This window comes from Pseudomonas sp. UBA6323, from assembly GCF_002439135.1.
Classification (GTDB): Bacteria; Pseudomonadota; Gammaproteobacteria; order Pseudomonadales; family Pseudomonadaceae; genus Aquipseudomonas.
In genome coordinates, this window is sequence record NZ_DJSX01000078.1 from 1 (window position 1) to 16501 (window position 16501).

Consider the following 16501-nt stretch of genomic DNA (forward strand, 5'->3'; position numbering starts at 1 on the left):
AACTTATTGATTAACAAGAAGCTTTTGAAGCACTTCATCGCTGAAGTGGCGCGCATTCTACATCCAGCAGAATGCGCGTCAAGCTTATATTTCAACTTTCTTCGGATTTTCTCGCCAAAGGCTTCCGGCGCGCTGCAACCCGCTCGCTACTACAGAGAGACGCACCAGCAATAGCGCCCCGCCTATGAGCGCGTAAGCGAGCCACTCGCCCAGATCGGCACGCACCACCCAGAGCATATGCAGCAAGGCCAGCATCAGGATGACGTAGACCAGGCGGTGCAGAGCCTTCCACCTGCGCCCCAGCTTTCTGATGCTGAAGCGGTTCGAGGTAACTGCCAGGGCCAGCAACCCAACAAAAGCCAGCGCCCCTACGATGATGTAGGGGCGCTCGGAAAGGTCGCGCAGCACCAGGTCCAGCCGGAGTCCGGCGATAAACAGTACGTACCCGGATAGATGCAGGCCGGCGTAGGCAAAGCACCACAGCCCCAACTGACGCCGCACGGCTATCCAGCCGCCCCAACGACTCAGCTGCTGCAGCGGCGTCATGGTTAGGGTGATCAGGAGAAGGATCAGGGCGCCGAGACCCAGGTTATCGACCAGCACCTTGCCCGGATCAGGTCCCAGGAGATTGAAGACGGCGCAGTACAACCAATACAGCGGTGGCACCGACGCAGCCAGGAACACGCCTACGCGCCATAACCTGTAGCGCATCAGTAGTACCTCGCCAGATCCATACCCGCGTAGAGGTCAGCAACTTCCTCATAACCGTTGAACATTCGCGTATCGATCACGTTCGGGCTGAACAAGCCGCTGGGCAGGCGCCGCTCGGTCGCCTGCGACCAGCGCGGATGGTCCACCTGCGGATTAACGTTGGCATAGAAACCATACTCGTTCGGCGCAATACGCTCCCAGGTAGTCTTGGGCGCTTCGTCTACCAAACTGATCCGCACGATGGACTTGATGCTTTTGAAACCGTACTTCCATGGCATCACTAGGCGCAGGGGTGCTCCGTTCTGATTTGGCAGAACACGCCCGTACATGCCGACGGCCATGAAGGCCAATGGATGCATGGCCTCATCCAGGCGCAAACCTTCGACATAGGGCCAATCGATCAGAGAGAACCCCGAGCGCTGTCCCGGCATGCGCTCACGATCGACCAGCGTCTCGAAGCGCACATAGCGCGCTGACGAAGTGGGTTCGACTTGCTTGAGCAAATCAGCTAGAGGGAATCCCAGCCAGGGGATGACCATGGACCAGGCTTCGACACAGCGCAGCCTGTAGATGCGCTCTTCGAATGCTTGGGGCTTGATCAAATCCTCGATGGAGTAGCGCCCCGGCTTGCTCACCTCACCATCGACCATCACCGTCCAGGGTTCGACCTGCAACTTGCCGGCATTGGCTGCCGGGTCGCCCTTCCCTGTGCCGAACTCATAGAAGTTGTTGTAGTGCGTCGCATCCCTGAACGGCGTGATGGCCTCACCTTCGGCCGTAATCGCTTGCCAGCGCGTGGCCGCCAGCTTCTCTTCGAACCAGCCAGGCGCCTTGGCGGGCCCGACATCGCTGTAGACACCTTGGACCTCGGCGCTGGCCCAACCTGGCATCGCAGCCATGGCCGCCAATGCCAGCGAGCCCTGCATTAGCTTGCGACGAGAGAGGTAAACCGATTCTGGGGTGACTTCGGACTCAAGAGCCCGAGAAGGGGGGGGAACTCGGATGAGCATGGCGACTCCGCGACTACAGTTCGAGAAACGAACTGTAGACCACGGAGCACAGGAGAAATTACAAGGTCAGGCAGATTTGCGACGGCGCAATTGCAGCAGGTACTGAATCGGACCAGAAGCCGCATAGGCCAGGAAAATCAGCAGCAGGATACGCGGCGGATCGCTGAACACCACAGCAAACACCAGCACCACGGCCAGAATCGCCACGAACGGCACACGCCCTTTCAGGTCCAGATCCTTGAAGCTGTAGTACTTGATGTTGCTGACCATCAGGCAACCTGCGGCAGCCACCAGCAGCGCCACGGCAAAAGCCATGTTCGAGCCCTTGATGCCGAAATCGCTGAATGCCCAGACCGTGCCGGCAACCACACCCGCCGCTGCCGGACTGGCAAGGCCGATGAAATAGCGCTTGTCGACACTGCCAATCTGCGTATTGAACCGGGCCAGACGCAACGCCGCACCCGCGACATAGATGAAGGCGACCATCCAGCCCACCTTGCCCATGCTGCCCAGTGCCCACTCGAAGGCGAGCAGAGCCGGCGCTACGCCAAAGGCCACCATATCGGAGAGCGAATCGTACTCGGCGCCAAACGCACTTTGCGTATTGGTCAGACGCGCGACGCGACCATCGAGGCTATCGAGCACCATGGCCACGAACACGGCGGCGGCTGCAACGTAAAAGTTACCGTTCATCGCATTGATGATGGAGTAGAAACCGGCGAACAGGTTGGCCGTGGTGAACAGGTTGGGCAGCAGGTAGATACCACGATGACGTACCTTGCGCCCTTCCTCGTCCTGCACTTCCTCTACGTGCTCGTCGATCGGCAGCAGGCTTTCCAGATTGTCGCCAGCCGGCTTTTGATCCTCGGGACCTTCACTCATGAACAGCACCTTGCAACGGGTTTGACAAATTTCGACCGGGGCAACCGAACTCAGTTCGCCTCACGATGAGCTGGCTTTATACCAGAAGCCTCGCCCCAGAACGAAAAAACGCGGCATAAAGCCGCGTTCTTTCGCACGTCGTAGACCTTAGTTCTTGGTCTTGTCGACGATCTTGTTGGCAGCGATCCACGGCATCATCGCACGCAGTTGCTCACCGATGACTTCGATACCGTGGGCAGCGTTGTTACGACGCTTGGCGGTCATCGATGGGTAGCCGGTAGCGCCTTCGCTGATGAACATCTTGGCGTATTCGCCGTCCTGAATGCGCTTCAGAGCGTTACGCATGGCCTGACGGGATTCGGCGTTGATCACTTCCGGGCCGGTCACGTACTCGCCGTATTCGGCATTGTTGGAGATCGAGTAGTTCATGTTGGCGATGCCGCCTTCGTACATGAGATCAACGATTAGCTTCAGCTCGTGCAGGCACTCGAAGTAGGCCATTTCCGGCGCGTAGCCAGCTTCGACCAGGGTTTCGAAACCGGCTTTGACCAGCTCGACGGTACCGCCGCAGAGAACGGCCTGCTCGCCGAACAGGTCGGTTTCGGTCTCGTCCTTGAAGGTGGTTTCGATGATGCCGGTGCGGCCACCGCCAACGCCCGAGGCGTAGGACAGAGCGACGTTCTTGGCGTTACCCGAAGCGTCCTGGTAAACGGCGATCAGGTCAGGGATGCCGCCGCCTTTGACGAACTCGGTACGCACGGTGTGGCCGGGGGCCTTCGGCGCGATCATGATCACGTCGAGGTCGGCACGCGGAACGACCTGGTTGTAGTGAATGGCGAAACCGTGGGAGAAGGCCAGGGTAGCGCCCTTCTTGATGTTCGGCTCGATCTCGTTCTTGTACAGCTGGCCCTGGAACTCGTCCGGGGTCAGGATCATGACCAGATCGGCAGCTGCGACGGCAGAAGCCACATCGGCAACCTTCAGGCCGTGCGCTTCAGCCTTGGCAACGGTCGCGGAGCCTTTACGCAGGCCGACGGTGACGTCCACGCCGGAATCTTTCAGGTTGCAGGCCTGAGCGTGGCCCTGCGAGCCGTAACCGATGATGGCGACTTTCTTGCCCTGGATGATGGAAAGGTCGCAATCTTTGTCGTAATAAACTTTCATGTTCTTGGCTCTTCTGAATCGAAAGGGATGGGGTGCGAGGCACCGCGACGAAGCCACCTTAAGTGATCCACCTTATTGCGTAAAATGATATATTTGCAACACAGCATGCCGATATATGAAACGCAAATGGACAGCCATTCCCTGAGGCTTTTTCTTTCCCTGGCAGACAACCTGCACTTCGGCCGAACCAGCCGCGAGCAGCATGTCAGCCCTTCCGCGCTCAGCCGCAGCATCAAGCAACTCGAGGATGAACTGGGCGCCGCTCTGTTCGTGCGCGACAACCGCTCGGTGCGCCTGACCCGCGAAGGCCAGCAGTTTCGCGAGTATGCGAGCGAGGTCATGAACGGCTGGCAGGCGATTCGCCAGACCTTCATGCAGGACCAGCTGAATCTGCATGGTGAGCTGTCGCTGTACTGCTCGGTCACGGCGAGTTACAGCTTCCTCTACGACATCCTCAGCAGCTTCCGCCAGGACTACCCGCGCATCGAAATGAAGCTGCACACTGGTGACCCGGCCACAGCCGTCGAGCGCGTGCAGCAGGGCATGGAGGATCTGGCCATCGGTGCGCGGCCGGACAACTTGCCGGCAGGCGTGGAGTTTCAGTCGATTACCCGTTCGGAACTGCGCTTTATCGGCCCGCAAGCCCCACAGCTATTGAATGAGGAACAGCTTAAGCATCCGAATGCCGAGAACTGGAAGGATGTGCCGATGATCCTCTCGGAAGAAGGTCTGGCACGGACGCGCACCGATCGCTGGTTGAAAAGCCACAACATCAAGCCGCACATCTATGCCCAGGTAAGCGGCAACGAGGCGATTGTCAGCATGGTCAGCTTGGGCTTCGGCATCGGCGTGGTGCCGCAGATCGTGCTGGACAACAGCCCGCTGGCGGCACGCATTCGTATCTATGACATCCAGCCACCCCTCACCGCCTACGATATTGGTCTTTTCGCGCTGGAAAAACGCCTCAAGGACCCGCTGATCGCCGCCTTCTGGAATCGCCAGCGCTGAATTCAGGCAATAAAAAGCCCCGCACCAGGCGGGGCTCTGCGTTACCACAGCGATCGATCAGATACTCAGTACCTTGTCGCCGCGGGCGACGCCGGTGACGCCACTGCGTACGGTTTCCAGGATCGACGCGGTGCCGATGGCCTGAATGAAACTGTCGAGCTTGTCACTGGTGCCAGTCAGCTGCACGGTGTAGACGCTGCTGGTCACATCCACGATCTGGCCGCGGAAGATGTCGGTCGTACGCTTGACCTCGGCGCGCTGGGCGCCGGTGGCCTTGATCTTCACCAGCATCAGTTCGCGCTCGATGTGGGCGCTTTCCGACAGGTTGACCAGCTTGACCACCTCGACCAGCTTGTTGAGGTTCTTGGTGATCTGCTCGATCACCTCGTCGTGGCCAACGGTGGTGAGGGTCAGGCGCGACAGCGTCGGGTCCTCGGTTGGCGCAACGGTGAGGCTCTCGATGTTGTAGTTACGCTGGGAGAACAGGCCGACCACACGGGACAGCGCACCCGGTTCGTTTTCCAGCAGCAGGGAAATGATGTGTCGCATCTCAGGTCCGCTCCGTCTTGCTCAGCCACATGTCACGCATCGCACCGTCTCTGATCTGCATCGGATAGACGTGCTCGCTGGAATCCACCGCGATGTCGAGGAACACCAGGCGATTCTTCAGGGCGAAGGCTTCCTCCAGCTTGGGCTTGAGGTCCTTCAGCGAGGTGATGCGCATGCCGACATGGCCATAGGCCTCGGCCAGCTTGACGAAGTCCGGCAGCGATTCCATGTAGGAGTGCGAATAACGGCTGCTGTACTGCATGTCCTGCCACTGGCGGACCATGCCGAGCGCACCGTTGTTCAGGTTGACGATCTTCACCGGCAGGTCGTACTGCAGGCAGGTCGACAGCTCCTGGATGTTCATCTGGATGCTGCCCTCACCGGTGACGCACGCCACATCGGCATCCGGGAAGTTCAGCTTGATGCCCATCGCAGCCGGGAAACCGAAGCCCATGGTGCCCAGGCCGCCGGAGTTGATCCAGCGATTGGGTTTGTTGAAGCGGTAATACTGAGCGGCGAACATCTGGTGCTGACCAACATCGGAGGTGACGTAAGCGTCGCCCCTGGTCACGTCGCACAGGGTTTCGATCACGGTCTGCGGCTTGATGATCGAACCGTCGCCCTCGTTGTACGGGAACAGGCGACCATTGCCACGCCACTCGTCGATCTGCTTCCACCAGCTGGCGACGGTGTCCTTGTTCGGGGTTTCACCGATTTCCTTGAGAATGGCGACCATCTCGGTCAGCACGCTATCCACCGGGCCAACGATCGGGATGTCGGCCTTGATGGTCTTGGAAATCGAAGCCGGGTCGATGTCGATATGAATGATCTTGGCGTTCGGGCAGAACTTGGCCGCGCCGTTGATCACACGGTCATCGAAGCGCGCACCGACAGCCAGGATCACGTCGGCATGGTGCATGGCCAGGTTGGCGGTGTAGCTGCCGTGCATACCGAGCATGCCGACGAACTGGCGGTCGGTACCCGGGTAGCCACCAAGCCCCATCAGGGTATTGGTCACTGGCAGGTTGAGCATCTGCGCCAGCTCGGTCAGGGCCGCGGAGGCGCCGCCCATGATCACACCACCGCCGGCGTACATCACCGGACGCTTGGCGGCCAGGAGCATCTCGGCAGCTTTACGGATCTGGCCGGAGTGGCCACGTACCGCCGGGCTGTAGGAGCGCAGCTTGACCTTCTTCGGGTAGACGTATTCGAACTTCTGGGTCGGATCGCCCATATCCTTCGGGATATCGACCACGACCGGGCCTGGACGGCCGGACTCGGCGAGATAGAAGGCCTTCTTCAGCACTTCGGGGATTTCCGACGGGTGCTTGATGATGAAGCTGTGCTTCACGATCGGACGGGAAATACCGACCATGTCGGTTTCCTGGAAGGCATCGGTACCGACCATGGCGCTCGGCACCTGGCCGGAGATCACCACCATCGGAATGGAATCCATGTAGGCAGTGGCAATGCCGGTAATGGCATTGGTCGCGCCCGGGCCGGAGGTCACCAGCACCACACCGGCCTTGCCGGTGGCGCGGGCGTAGCCGTCAGCCATATGGGTCGCTGCCTGTTCATGACGCACCAGAATGTGGGTCACTTCCGGTTCTTTGAACAGGGCATCGTAAATATGCAGGAGAGCACCGCCGGGGTACCCATAGATGTGCTTAACGCCTTCGTCACGCAGGAAGCGGACGACCATTTCAGCGCCAGATAAAAGCTCCACGTTGTTCACCTCTTGAACGCCAGTGTGCCACCCGCAACGGGTAGCCCTAAGTAGGTTCTTACTGTCAGCGGACATGCACGATGGTGATCGTGGATTCAAAACATCAGCTTGACGAGTAACGGAGCAGCCCATGGTCTTGCGGGGCTGGCCCTCCCAGCGCGAGGTAACGCGTAGCGGGTGTCACGGTTCGGCGCGGGTAGCGCCTCTTTTCCCCGAGCTGAAGGACGCTTGCGGCGGACTCCACTACGGGGGAAGGCTGGATTGTTCGGGTTCGGCGAGGGCAAGTCAAGCGGCGTGTAACCTATTCTTCGACTTGGCGCTGTGACGCAGCGCAGGATGAAGATTGCCGGCTTTTGGGTATAGTAACCACAGCACTGCAGCTCTCGATAAAGGAAACAGCATGCGCCACATGATCCTCACTGGCACCCTGATGCTCGCGTTGAGCACCACCGCCATGGCCAGCCAGATTTACAAGTGGGTGGATGACAAAGGCGTGACCCACTTCGGCGCGCAACCCCCGCAAGGCCAACCGGCCACCACCATCAATACCGCGACGCCGCCACCCCGCTCGGAGCCAAGCGCACCTGCGCCCAGCGTCGAGGAACAGCTCGACCCCGAGCAGGCGGCTATCGACAAGAAGGTCAAGGAGGACGTGGCGCAGCAGGAGGCCGAGCGCAAGCAGTACTGCGACGCTGCGCGTACCAACCTGGCTCAGCTGGAGAACAATCCTCGGGTCAGGATCGAGGAAGGTGGAGAGGTGCGCAGGATCGGCGAAGATGAACGTCAGGAGCGCATCACCGAGCTGAAGAAGTCCATCGTAGACAACTGCCAGTGACGCAATTCGCGCACGCTCTCAAGGCGTGCGCGTAAGCAGGCGATCGAACTCGCCAAGCAGTTCGAGCAGCCGACGCGCAACGCCCGGCTGCTGCTGATAGACCATCTCCGCCATCGCCTGAATGCCCGATACCGAGGGCAAGGCGGCACCGCTTTCCAGCAGCACCTTCATCCGCGGCAGGAAAATCCACTGCAGCCATTGTTCGAACGTCAGCGTATCGACGCAGAAAGGCTCCACACTGGCCAGGGCCTCGGTGCTCGGCGCCTGCTCCTGCCACCATCCCCGCACACGCAGCTCGCGTTCGATCAGCAGCAGGTGCTCGGCCAATGCCTCCACACGCGCATCCATCAGAGATTGACCCGGGCACGCTCGCGGGCCTGAGCCGCGCCAGCGGAATCTCCCTGACGCTCACGCGCCTGAGCGATCAGGTCCCACAGGCTGGCTTGCAGCGCCGGACGGCCATTGGCATAGGTCAGGCCACGACGGGCGAACTGCTCGGCCTGAGCGGCATCGCCCTGGGCCAGCCGCACTTCGGCAAGACGGTAAAGCACCTGCGGCTCACGCGGCGCGATGCGCTGGGCACGTTCGAGGCTGGAGGCGGCGCCATTGAGATCGCCACCACCCTGCTGCTGTTGCGCGGTGGTCAGCAGCGCGAGAACCGGACCATCGAGTTGCTCGTCGGCCGCCAGGCCTCCGCCGCTGGGAATGCCGCTGGGCTGAGTCGGCGCCGAGGAGCCGAAATCGCCCTGACTCGGTGTCGAGGGCTGGCTGCTCACGGGCTGATCGAAGGTCAGACCGCCACTGGAGGTGATCGGCTGCGAGTCGGTTTGCAACGGCGTCGAGACCGCGCCCTGCGGCACCATCACCACCACTCCGGAATCTTCCTCGATACGCTGCGGCGTAGCTGCCGGGCCCTGGCTGGTCGGTTGGCCAGAGCCGCCCGAAGACAGCGGAGCGCCAGCATCGACCACCGGAATCGAGCCTTGCGGCACCGTACTGCAACCACTCAGGACCGCCGTTGCCAGCATCGTGGCAAGCCACTTCTTGTTCACATCCAATCCTCTTCAGGTAACACCGAGTCACTCGACTCGGCCGTTATTCCAACCAGCCCCGCACCCAGTCCATCACCGAATCGACCGGAGCCTGGATACCGCAAGCGGAGCCCGCGGCAGGTTCGCTGCCGCGAATATAAGGCATCTGCACCGCATTCGGGCAGCCCGATGCCGAGCCCAGCCCCGTCTGCCGATCGACCCAGGCCTGGGTGACGTTGTCCGGCATCGGCATGTCCAGCGGCAGCGGGTCGGCCTTGCGCATGAAACCGGTCCAGACCTGCAACGCGCCGGTTGCACCCGTCAGCGGGGTCGGACCGTTATCGTCGCGCCCCAGCCACACCACCGACAGCAGATCCTGACTGAAGCCGGCGAACCAGCTGTCGCGCGAGTCGTTACTGGTGCCGGTCTTGCCGGCCAGATTCAGCGAGCTGGGTAGTTGACTGTAAACCGAACGCCCCGTGCCTTCGCGCATGGTGCGCTGCATGGCGTTCTGCACCAGGTAGATGGCGCCCGGATCGAAGCGCTGCTGAATCTGGAACGGATAGCGCCCGAGTGGCTCGCCATCGGCGGTGAGCACGCTGCGAATACCGCGCAACGGCGTGTTGAAACCGCCATTGGCCAGGGTCTGGTACATGCCCGCTACCTCCATCGGCGTCAGTGCACCGGCGCCGAGCAGCATCGACGGATAGGCCGGCCACTTGCGCTCGACGCCCAGTCGCTCGAGAGTCTTGAGCACATTGGGTACGCCGACTTCCAGACCGAGCTTGGCGGTGGATAGGTTGTAGGACTGCGCCAGCCCCTGGTACAGGTAAATCGTGCCATGGGCCTTGCGGTCGTAGTTCTGCGGCGTCCAGACCTGGCCGTCCTGGCCCTTGATGGAGAAGGGCTCGTCCTCCAGCCAGCTGGTCAGGGTGTACTGGCTCGGGCGCTCCAGTGCCGACAGATAAATCGCCGGTTTGATCAGCGAGCCAATCGGCCGCACCGCGTCCAGTGCCCGGTTGAAACCGGCGAAACGCGGCTGGCGGCTGCCGATCATGGCCTGGATTTCACCCGTCTCGGGGTTGGTCACCACCATGCCTGCCTGCACTTCGTCCACGCCCTTGCGTCCAGCCAGGCGCTTGAGCGTCTCGGCCAACGCCTCTTCGGCCTTGAGCTGCAGGATCGGATCGAAGCTGGAGAAGATGCGCAGGCCCTCTTCGGTCAGATCCTGCTCGCGGTAATCCTCGCGCAGCTGACGCTTGACCAGATCGAGGAATGCAGGGAACGAGCTGTCGGCCATGCTGCCACGCGAGGTCACGCCCAGCGGCTTCTGCTTGGCCGCTGCCGCCTCTTCGGGGGTGATCGAGCCGTGCTCGGCGAGCAGATCGATCACCAGATTACGGCGCGTCAACGCGCGCTCGGGGTTGCGCCGCGGGTTGAAATAGGTCGGCCCCTTGACCATGCCTACCAGCAGCGCGACCTGCTCGAGTTTCAGCTCGGCAACCGGCTGACTGAAGAAGTACTGACTGGCCAGGCCGAAACCATGTACCGCGCGCTGACCATCCTGGCCGAGGAACACCTCGTTCATGTAGGCCTCGAGGATCTCGCGCTTGTCGTAGTGCAGCTCCAGCAGCACCGCCATCATCGCCTCGGTGGCTTTACGCGCCAAAGTGCGCTCGTTGGTCAGGTAGAAGTTCTTCACCAACTGCTGGGTCAGGGTGCTGCCGCCCTGTACCAGGCGTCCCGACGTGGCGTTGATCCACATTGCCCGGGCGATGCCCTTGGGCGACACGCCGAAGTGGTCGAAATAGTCGCGATCCTCGACCGCCACCAGCGCGTCGATCAGATAGGCTGGCACCTGATCCAGCTTGATCAGGATGCGATCCTCCTGGTGCGCCGGGTAAAGCCCGCCGATCAGCAGCGGCTCGAGCCGCGCCACCGCCAGGTTGCTGCCGTCGGCCTGATTCAGCCCGGCGACATAATCGCCAGAGAAGCGCACACGCACCTTCTGCGACGGCTCCGCGCCCTCGTAGAACTGGAAGCCGCGACTGTGTAACTCGATGTTATTGCCGGCCACCGATACCGCGCCCGGCCCGTTGGCGACACTCTCGCGGCGGTAGCCCAGGGCGTCCAGCTCGCGCAGGAAGTCATCCTTGGCCAGCTTCTGGCCAACGAAGAGTTCGAGCGGCCTGGCATAGACCTTCGCCGGCACCGTCCAGCGCTTGCCGGAGAATTTCTCCTGCACCACGGCATCGAGGTAAACGGCGAAACCGGCAAGGATCACCAGGCCGACAAGGCCGAGCTTGAGGCCCCAGGCGAGCCATGGGCGCATACCGGCCGAACGGGATTTTTTCTTTGAGCGGGGGGAACGTTTTCGAGTCATGGCGGGATTATACGCACTTTACAAAGGGGCCAGCAGCGCGGCCCGGATGGTTTGCAGAGCAGCTCACAGCGGCCATAATGCCCAGCTCGAACAGCGTCTAGAACAAGGATCGAACGTGAGCCAAGACCTGATTGCCGCATTGCAGAACCCGGCCCTGTATCCGCATCCTGTGGAGGGGTTTCAGGTGATTGAGACCCACATTTCCTGGGTTTTGCTCACTGGCCCCTACGCCTACAAGATCAAAAAGCCGGTCAATTTTGGCTTCCTCGATTTTACCGACCTCGACGCGCGCCGACATTTCTGCGAAGAAGAGCTGCGCCTCAACCAGCGCCTGACCGAGGATCTGTATCTGCAGGTGCTGCCCATCGGTGGCAATGAAGACGCTCCCAGCCTCGACGGCAGCACACCGCCCATCGAATACGCCCTGAAAATGCGCCAGTTTCCACAGGAGCAACTGCTCAGCGCCATCCAGGCACGCGGCGAGCTGAACGACGCCCATATCGATGCACTGGCCGAACAGATCGCCACCTTCCACCTGAACGCACCGAAGGTGCCGCAGGAACACTCGCTGGGTAGTGCAGAGGCGGTGATGGTTCCGGTGCAGCAGAACTTCGACCAGATCCGCCCCATGCTCAGCGAGCAGGCGGACCTGCTACAACTCGACGCCCTCGAAGCCTGGGCCCAGTCCAGCTACGAACGCCTGCAGCCGCTGCTGACCGCGCGCAAGGCGCAAGGCTTCATTCGTGAATGCCACGGCGATATCCATCTGGGTAATGCCGCGCAGATCGACGGCAAGGTGGTGCTGTTCGACTGCATCGAGTTCAATGAGCCCTTCCGCCTGACCGACGTCACCGCGGACATCGCCTTCCTGGCCATGGACCTCGAGGACCGCGGCCTGAAGTGCCTGGCACGCCGTTTCATCAGTGGCTGGCTGGAGCGCACCGGCGATTATGCAGCCCTGCAGCTGCTGAATTTCTACAAGGCCTACCGCGCCATGGTTCGTGGCAAGGTCGCACTGTTCCGCCTGGGTCAGGAGCAGGACTCGGTGCAGCGCGCAGTGATTCTGCGCCAGTACCGCGGCTATGCCGCACTGGCAGAGAGCTACAGCGCCATTCCGACGCCTTTTTTGGCCATCACCCATGGCGTCTCGGCAGTCGGCAAGAGCCACGTCGCCCTGCGCCTGGTGGAAGCACTGGGCACCATTCGCCTGCGTTCCGACATCGAACGCAAGCGCCTGTTCGGCGAGCAGAGCGCAGCGACCAAGGATCAGCTGAGTGCCGGCATCTACAGTGCCGACGCCAGCCAGGCGACCTATCAGCGCCTGCATCAACTGGCCCGCGAGGTCCTCCAGGCCGGCTTCCCGGTGGTGATCGACGCGACCTACCTAAAGGCCGCGCAACGCCAGGCGGCCAGCGAAGTCGCTGAAGAGACCGGCGCGCCCCTGCTGATCCTCGACTGCCATGCGCCGGAAGCGGTCATCGCGGGCTGGCTGGAGCAGCGCCAGAATGAAGGCAGGGACCCATCGGATGCGACGCTGGAGGTGATCCAGAATCAGCAGGCCAGCCGCGACCCGCTCGACGCCGACGAACAGATCCACAGCAAGCGCGTCGATACACATGACAGCGCCAGCCTGGACAGCCTGGTGGAGCGCGTTCGCCAGCGCCTGCCGGGCATCTGAGAGCCCCGCGAGCAGTCGGCTCCCTGCCGGGCAAACCCCGGCAGGGCTTCTATACTGCCGGTGAAACCATCACCGGTATCTGCCATGAGCCAGCCACGTCAGCTTGATCATCCGCTCTACCAACTCCTGCACAATGACGATGTGAAAGGTTTCAACGAGCAGAGGCCGAAGGGGGTCGAGGTGGATCTTTCCGGTGGTGACTTCCGTGGGCTCGACCTGCGCACCATGGACACCGACGCCGTCAATTTCACCGACGCCTATTTTCGCGGAGCCGATCTGCGCGGCCTGGACTTCCGTAATGCCCGGATAGAGGGCGCCAGCCTGGCTCATGCACAGATTTCCGGGGCCTATTTTCCTGTCGAGCTGACTGCGGACGAGATCCTCATGTCGGTGAATTTCGGCACCCGCCTGCGCTATCGCACCAAGTAGCGCTGAACCAACTGAAACACCAGGCAATTGGCCGCTACACTTTTCGGCAGGCGCGCCACCGTGACCCCGTCACCCGTACGCAAGGAGGCCCGATGAACGACGAACTGCAACATCTGAAGAACCTGGGCAAGACCTCGGCGCAATGGCTGCACGCCGTCGGCATACACAGCGCCAACGACCTGCGTCGCTACGGCGCTGTCGGCGCCTACCGGGCGGTCAAGGCACGCGGTTTTCGCGCTTCCAAGGTCCTGCTCTACGCCATCGAGGGAGCGCTGCTCAACGTGCACTGGAGTGAACTGCCCCCGGCACACAAGGCTGAGTTGAACGGCCAGCTGGACGCGGCCCAGGGTCACAACAAGAGCTAGCTCACAACACCAGCGCAATGTGATTTACTCGGCGAGCCGCGCAGCCTATTGTTTCAGGGACCTTCGTGCGGTCAGCCAGCCCAGCCAGTTCAAGGAATTACGGTTATGTATTTACTCGGGGAGCAACCGGCCTACGCCGATCAGTTGATCAATCGCCTGCAGAGCATCCCCACTCAGTTGCTGGAAGGGCTGCAACCCGCAGGCGAGCCGCTGCGTCTGGAGCGCGTTGACGATCTGGCTCAGGTACTGCCTGGCAACCAGCTGTTCGTCATCGAGAACGGCCTGCTGCATGCGCTGGTCGACGAGCGCCCGCTTTTCTATTTGCAGGAAGGCGATCTGGTCGGCCTGCGCCAGGGCATCGACCTGCCCTCCTGCCGCTACAGCAGCGAAGAACCCATCAGCCTGGTTCCCTACTCGCGCAGTGACGTGTTCCAGCACATCTATGCCAGCGAGCAGCGCCAGGAACAGTTCATTCAGTACCTGATCGGCCACACCGCCCTGCTTTCCGATGCGCTGGCACGTCTGAAGCAACCCGAGATTCGCCCGGCGACCGGTTTCCAGCATTTCGCTGCCGGCGAGGAGCTGATCCATCAGGGTGACGAAGCCGACCACGTGTTCATCATCATCGAAGGTCACGCCGAGGCTTACGTCGACGGCCAGAAGGTCGGCGACGTGCAGAAGGACGAGATCTTCGGTGCCATGGCCGTCTTCACCCGCGAGAAGCGCAGCGCCACGGTAGTCGCCAGCGAACCCTGTACGGTGATGGTGATTCCCAAGGAGCAATTCCTCAGCCTGATGCAAAGCAACCCGCGTATCGCGCACAGCCTGATCGAGAGCATGGCGCGGCGCATCGACCTGCTGAACAAGGAAGTCACTCAACTGCGCCTGCCAGGGCAATCCTGAGTCGCTTCTCCCGCATCAACGAACCCCGGCAAGTGCCGGGGTTTTGCATTTCTGAGCCCGGCAATATTTTTGAGAAAAGCGCTCAATGGCCGTTGACATGAAAATGAGAATAGTTATTATTACATCAGCTGGTCGCGAGATCAGCCGATAAGCTAAAGAGACCATTTCAGTCGGACTCTTCAGATTATCTCCTCATCAGGCTAATCACGGTTATTAACCCGGCTCTTGCCGGGTTTTTTTTGCCTGTCCAAACGCCCGGCAACTCCATGAGAAAAATTCTCAAAAAGGTGTTGACCATGAAATGAGAATTGTTATTATTACATCAACTGATCGCGAGATCGGCCGATAAGCTAAAGAGACCCTTTCAGTCGGACTCTTCAGATTATCTCCTCATCAGGCTAATCACGGTTATTAACCCGGCTCTTGCCGGGTTTTTTTTGCCTGGTTGAAGCGCGCGCCGCCGCTTCAGTCGTCTATCTGCGCCAGCCAGTCCGGTAGATTGAAGTGCAGGCTGATACGTGAGATCAGCCCCTGCTGTATTTCGAAGAAAGCCCCGACGCGCATCTCATATCGCTGCCCACAGGCCTCCGGCAGCCCCTCGTCGGTCGCCAGATACTCGCCGGTGACGCGGTACTCGCAGGCCGCGTGCTGCCCATGTGGCTCGGCCAGGATCGCCAGTGGTTCGAGCGTTTCGCGATAACAGTGCTGTTGCCGCTCAAGGAAGGCGGCGAAGGCGTCGCGCCCATGCTCGGCGAAGCCATGATTGGGCTCCACAATCAGCTCGTCGCTGACCAGCGACAGGCAAGCGCGGATGTCCCGATCATTGAGGGCGTTGAAATAGCGTTGCAGCAGGTCGCGGACATCTGTGGACATAGGGCTGGTTCCAGAGCGGCAAAGCGCCGAGGATACCGCGCAGCCCAAGCGCGAAAGGCGGCTAGGGTCGCAGTTTGGCGCAGTGATCCTGCACAGGTTGCGCAGCAGTGAACCAGACGTAGTCAGCCATGGACGCATCCACCTCACGGCCGACCTCGGCCAATATCAGCACACTATTGCCCGTCTGCGCCTTCAGATCGGCCAGATGCAGCGGTACGCCAAGATCCTTGCGCACGTGAAAGGCGCCGGCCAGCAACATGGCTGGTTGCGGGGCCGCCAGTAACACCTCGGCCATGCGTCGGTCGCGCTGTTGCTGTACGGCGAGCATCACCGGCAACTGGCTGTCCGGTAGCAGGCCGCAGTGCGATTCGCGGATATCGTCCAGCAGGCGCGCCTGTACGTCGGCGGCGCTGGAACGCTCGCCCTCCAGCGCCGGGCGCTGGCGATAGATCTGCATGATCTCGGCGCGGTCCAGGTTGGCCGCAAGCAAGGGGTATGGCTGCCGCAGCTGATGCAGCACCAGCGGTCCGTAAAGCGACCAGTCCCAGCCCGGCTGCCAGCCCAGGGCGTCGAATGGATCGCCAGGCGTCCGGCCCGCACGTGCCGCCACCTGAGCCAGCTCGACCTTGCCTTGCTGATCCGGATTGAGCATCTCCATCAGCACGCTCCCCTGCGGCCGCGCCCTGGCCAGCTCGCGTGACAGCCAGAGCTGCAAGGCATGATGATCGGGATTGTCGTGCTGCTCGCCGACCAATACCCGCTCGGCTCGCGCCAGGCGCTCCAGCAGTTGCTCGGGGCTGATCGACTGCCCGCTTGCCAAATCGACGATACGACCCAGATCGGCATGCTCACGCCCCATCGGGGCGAGCGGTGCCGGTGGTGGCAAGGCATCTCGGCTCTGGCAGGCAGCCAGCAGCATCAGACAGCTCAGCAGTACGACTCGCATCGAGGGCT

At 61.4% G+C, this 16501-nt stretch carries 17 protein-coding genes; 6 read left to right on the forward strand and 11 right to left on the reverse strand.

Annotated elements, in window-relative coordinates:
* Nucleotides 1-84: 84 nt before the first annotated feature.
* The 4 genes from msrQ to ilvC form a co-directional block, all read right to left on the reverse strand.
* Nucleotides 85-711, reverse strand: a complete 627-nt coding sequence (msrQ, locus tag B3P22_RS18985; RefSeq protein ID WP_296272121.1) for a protein-methionine-sulfoxide reductase heme-binding subunit MsrQ — start codon at nt 709-711, stop codon at nt 85-87.
* A complete protein-coding gene (gene msrP, locus B3P22_RS18990; protein ID WP_296272123.1) occupies nt 711-1721 on the reverse strand; it encodes a protein-methionine-sulfoxide reductase catalytic subunit MsrP in 1011 nt (336 codons plus the stop codon). Before msrP ends, msrQ begins: the two co-directional genes overlap by 1 nt.
* A gap of 66 nt (nt 1722-1787) precedes the next feature.
* Nucleotides 1788-2603, reverse strand: a complete 816-nt coding sequence (gene pssA / locus B3P22_RS18995; protein WP_197859272.1) for a CDP-diacylglycerol--serine O-phosphatidyltransferase — start codon at nt 2601-2603, stop codon at nt 1788-1790.
* Nucleotides 2604-2750: 147 nt separating this feature from the next.
* Nucleotides 2751-3767, reverse strand: coding sequence for a ketol-acid reductoisomerase (gene ilvC / locus B3P22_RS19000; RefSeq protein ID WP_197859273.1), 1017 nt, complete (start codon nt 3765-3767; stop codon nt 2751-2753).
* 126 nt (nt 3768-3893) lie between these two features.
* On the opposite strand from ilvC, the gene ilvY reads away from it, so the two are divergent.
* Nucleotides 3894-4775 (forward strand): HTH-type transcriptional activator IlvY, encoded by an 882-nt coding sequence (gene ilvY / locus B3P22_RS19005; protein ID WP_197859274.1) that lies wholly within the window; start codon nt 3894-3896, stop codon nt 4773-4775.
* 57 nt (nt 4776-4832) lie between these two features.
* On the opposite strand, the gene ilvN is transcribed toward ilvY, so the two are convergent.
* Both ilvN and B3P22_RS19015 read right to left on the reverse strand, forming a co-directional pair.
* On the reverse strand, nt 4833-5324 hold the full coding sequence (ilvN, locus tag B3P22_RS19010) for an acetolactate synthase small subunit (protein WP_197859279.1): 492 nt from the start codon (nt 5322-5324) through the stop codon (nt 4833-4835).
* Between the two features lies 1 nt (nt 5325).
* Entirely contained in the window at nt 5326-7050 is a 1725-nt protein-coding gene (locus B3P22_RS19015; RefSeq protein WP_197859281.1) for an acetolactate synthase 3 large subunit, read from the reverse strand.
* A 400-nt stretch (nt 7051-7450) separates the two neighbouring features.
* Here B3P22_RS19015 and B3P22_RS19020 point away from each other — a divergent pair, with 400 nt between their 5' ends.
* Nucleotides 7451-7885, forward strand: a complete 435-nt coding sequence (locus B3P22_RS19020; protein ID WP_296272128.1) for a DUF4124 domain-containing protein — start codon at nt 7451-7453, stop codon at nt 7883-7885.
* 18 nt (nt 7886-7903) lie between these two features.
* On the opposite strand, the gene B3P22_RS19025 is transcribed toward B3P22_RS19020, so the two are convergent.
* The 3 genes from B3P22_RS19025 to mrcB are packed head-to-tail and all read right to left on the reverse strand — an operon-like array spanning nt 7904 to nt 11299.
* On the reverse strand, nt 7904-8233 hold the full coding sequence (locus tag B3P22_RS19025) for a YqcC family protein (RefSeq protein WP_296272130.1): 330 nt from the start codon (nt 8231-8233) through the stop codon (nt 7904-7906).
* Nucleotides 8233-8937 (reverse strand): tetratricopeptide repeat protein, encoded by a 705-nt coding sequence (locus B3P22_RS19030; protein ID WP_296272131.1) that lies wholly within the window; start codon nt 8935-8937, stop codon nt 8233-8235. The genes B3P22_RS19025 and B3P22_RS19030 overlap by 1 nt, the downstream gene beginning before the upstream one ends.
* 43 nt (nt 8938-8980) lie before the next feature.
* The gene (gene mrcB, locus B3P22_RS19035; RefSeq protein WP_296272133.1) at nt 8981-11299 is read right to left on the reverse strand and encodes a penicillin-binding protein 1B; all 2319 of its coding nucleotides are present in this window, start codon (nt 11297-11299) and stop codon (nt 8981-8983) included.
* A 115-nt stretch (nt 11300-11414) separates the two neighbouring features.
* On the opposite strand from mrcB, the gene B3P22_RS19040 reads away from it, so the two are divergent.
* From B3P22_RS19040 to B3P22_RS19055, 4 genes are all read left to right on the forward strand, one after another.
* On the forward strand, nt 11415-12977 hold the full coding sequence (locus B3P22_RS19040; protein ID WP_296272135.1) for a bifunctional aminoglycoside phosphotransferase/ATP-binding protein: 1563 nt from the start codon (nt 11415-11417) through the stop codon (nt 12975-12977).
* Between the two features lie 84 nt (nt 12978-13061).
* Nucleotides 13062-13406 carry a pentapeptide repeat-containing protein gene (locus B3P22_RS19045; protein WP_296272137.1) on the forward strand — a complete coding sequence of 115 codons (345 nt, stop codon included), beginning with the start codon at nt 13062-13064 and terminating at the stop codon, nt 13404-13406.
* Between the two features lie 92 nt (nt 13407-13498).
* Entirely contained in the window at nt 13499-13771 is a 273-nt protein-coding gene (locus tag B3P22_RS19050) for a TfoX/Sxy family protein (protein WP_197859292.1), read from the forward strand.
* A 105-nt stretch (nt 13772-13876) separates the two neighbouring features.
* Nucleotides 13877-14674, forward strand: a complete 798-nt coding sequence (locus tag B3P22_RS19055) for a cyclic nucleotide-binding domain-containing protein (protein WP_296272139.1) — start codon at nt 13877-13879, stop codon at nt 14672-14674.
* A gap of 465 nt (nt 14675-15139) precedes the next feature.
* Here the strand turns inward: B3P22_RS19055 and B3P22_RS19060 are convergent, their stop codons facing one another.
* Together B3P22_RS19060 and B3P22_RS19065 are read right to left on the reverse strand one after the other, a co-directional pair.
* A complete protein-coding gene (locus B3P22_RS19060) occupies nt 15140-15547 on the reverse strand; it encodes a nuclear transport factor 2 family protein (RefSeq protein WP_296272141.1) in 408 nt (135 codons plus the stop codon).
* Nucleotides 15548-15608: 61 nt separating this feature from the next.
* A complete protein-coding gene (locus B3P22_RS19065) occupies nt 15609-16493 on the reverse strand; it encodes a ChaN family lipoprotein (protein WP_296272142.1) in 885 nt (294 codons plus the stop codon).
* Nucleotides 16494-16501: the final 8 nt, after the last annotated feature.

Bases quoted from the DNA above. Each gene is read 5' to 3' on its own strand.
- msrQ (WP_296272121.1), bottom strand. From the start codon at position 711: ATGCGCTACAGGTTATGGCGCGTAGGCGTGTTCCTGGCTGCGTCGGTG.
- msrP (WP_296272123.1), bottom strand. From the start codon at position 1,721: ATGCTCATCCGAGTTCCCCCCCCTTCTCGGGCTCTTGAGTCCGAAGTC.
- pssA (WP_197859272.1), bottom strand. From the start codon at position 2,603: ATGAGTGAAGGTCCCGAGGATCAAAAGCCGGCTGGCGACAATCTGGAA.
- ilvC (WP_197859273.1), bottom strand. From the start codon at position 3,767: ATGAAAGTTTATTACGACAAAGATTGCGACCTTTCCATCATCCAGGGC.
- ilvY (WP_197859274.1), top strand. From the start codon at position 3,894: ATGGACAGCCATTCCCTGAGGCTTTTTCTTTCCCTGGCAGACAACCTG.
- ilvN (WP_197859279.1), bottom strand. From the start codon at position 5,324: ATGCGACACATCATTTCCCTGCTGCTGGAAAACGAACCGGGTGCGCTG.
- B3P22_RS19020 (WP_296272128.1), top strand. From the start codon at position 7,451: ATGCGCCACATGATCCTCACTGGCACCCTGATGCTCGCGTTGAGCACC.
- B3P22_RS19025 (WP_296272130.1), bottom strand. From the start codon at position 8,233: ATGGATGCGCGTGTGGAGGCATTGGCCGAGCACCTGCTGCTGATCGAA.
- mrcB (WP_296272133.1), bottom strand. From the start codon at position 11,299: ATGACTCGAAAACGTTCCCCCCGCTCAAAGAAAAAATCCCGTTCGGCC.
- B3P22_RS19045 (WP_296272137.1), top strand. From the start codon at position 13,062: ATGAGCCAGCCACGTCAGCTTGATCATCCGCTCTACCAACTCCTGCAC.
- B3P22_RS19050 (WP_197859292.1), top strand. From the start codon at position 13,499: ATGAACGACGAACTGCAACATCTGAAGAACCTGGGCAAGACCTCGGCG.
- B3P22_RS19055 (WP_296272139.1), top strand. From the start codon at position 13,877: ATGTATTTACTCGGGGAGCAACCGGCCTACGCCGATCAGTTGATCAAT.
- B3P22_RS19060 (WP_296272141.1), bottom strand. From the start codon at position 15,547: ATGTCCACAGATGTCCGCGACCTGCTGCAACGCTATTTCAACGCCCTC.
- B3P22_RS19065 (WP_296272142.1), bottom strand. From the start codon at position 16,493: ATGCGAGTCGTACTGCTGAGCTGTCTGATGCTGCTGGCTGCCTGCCAG.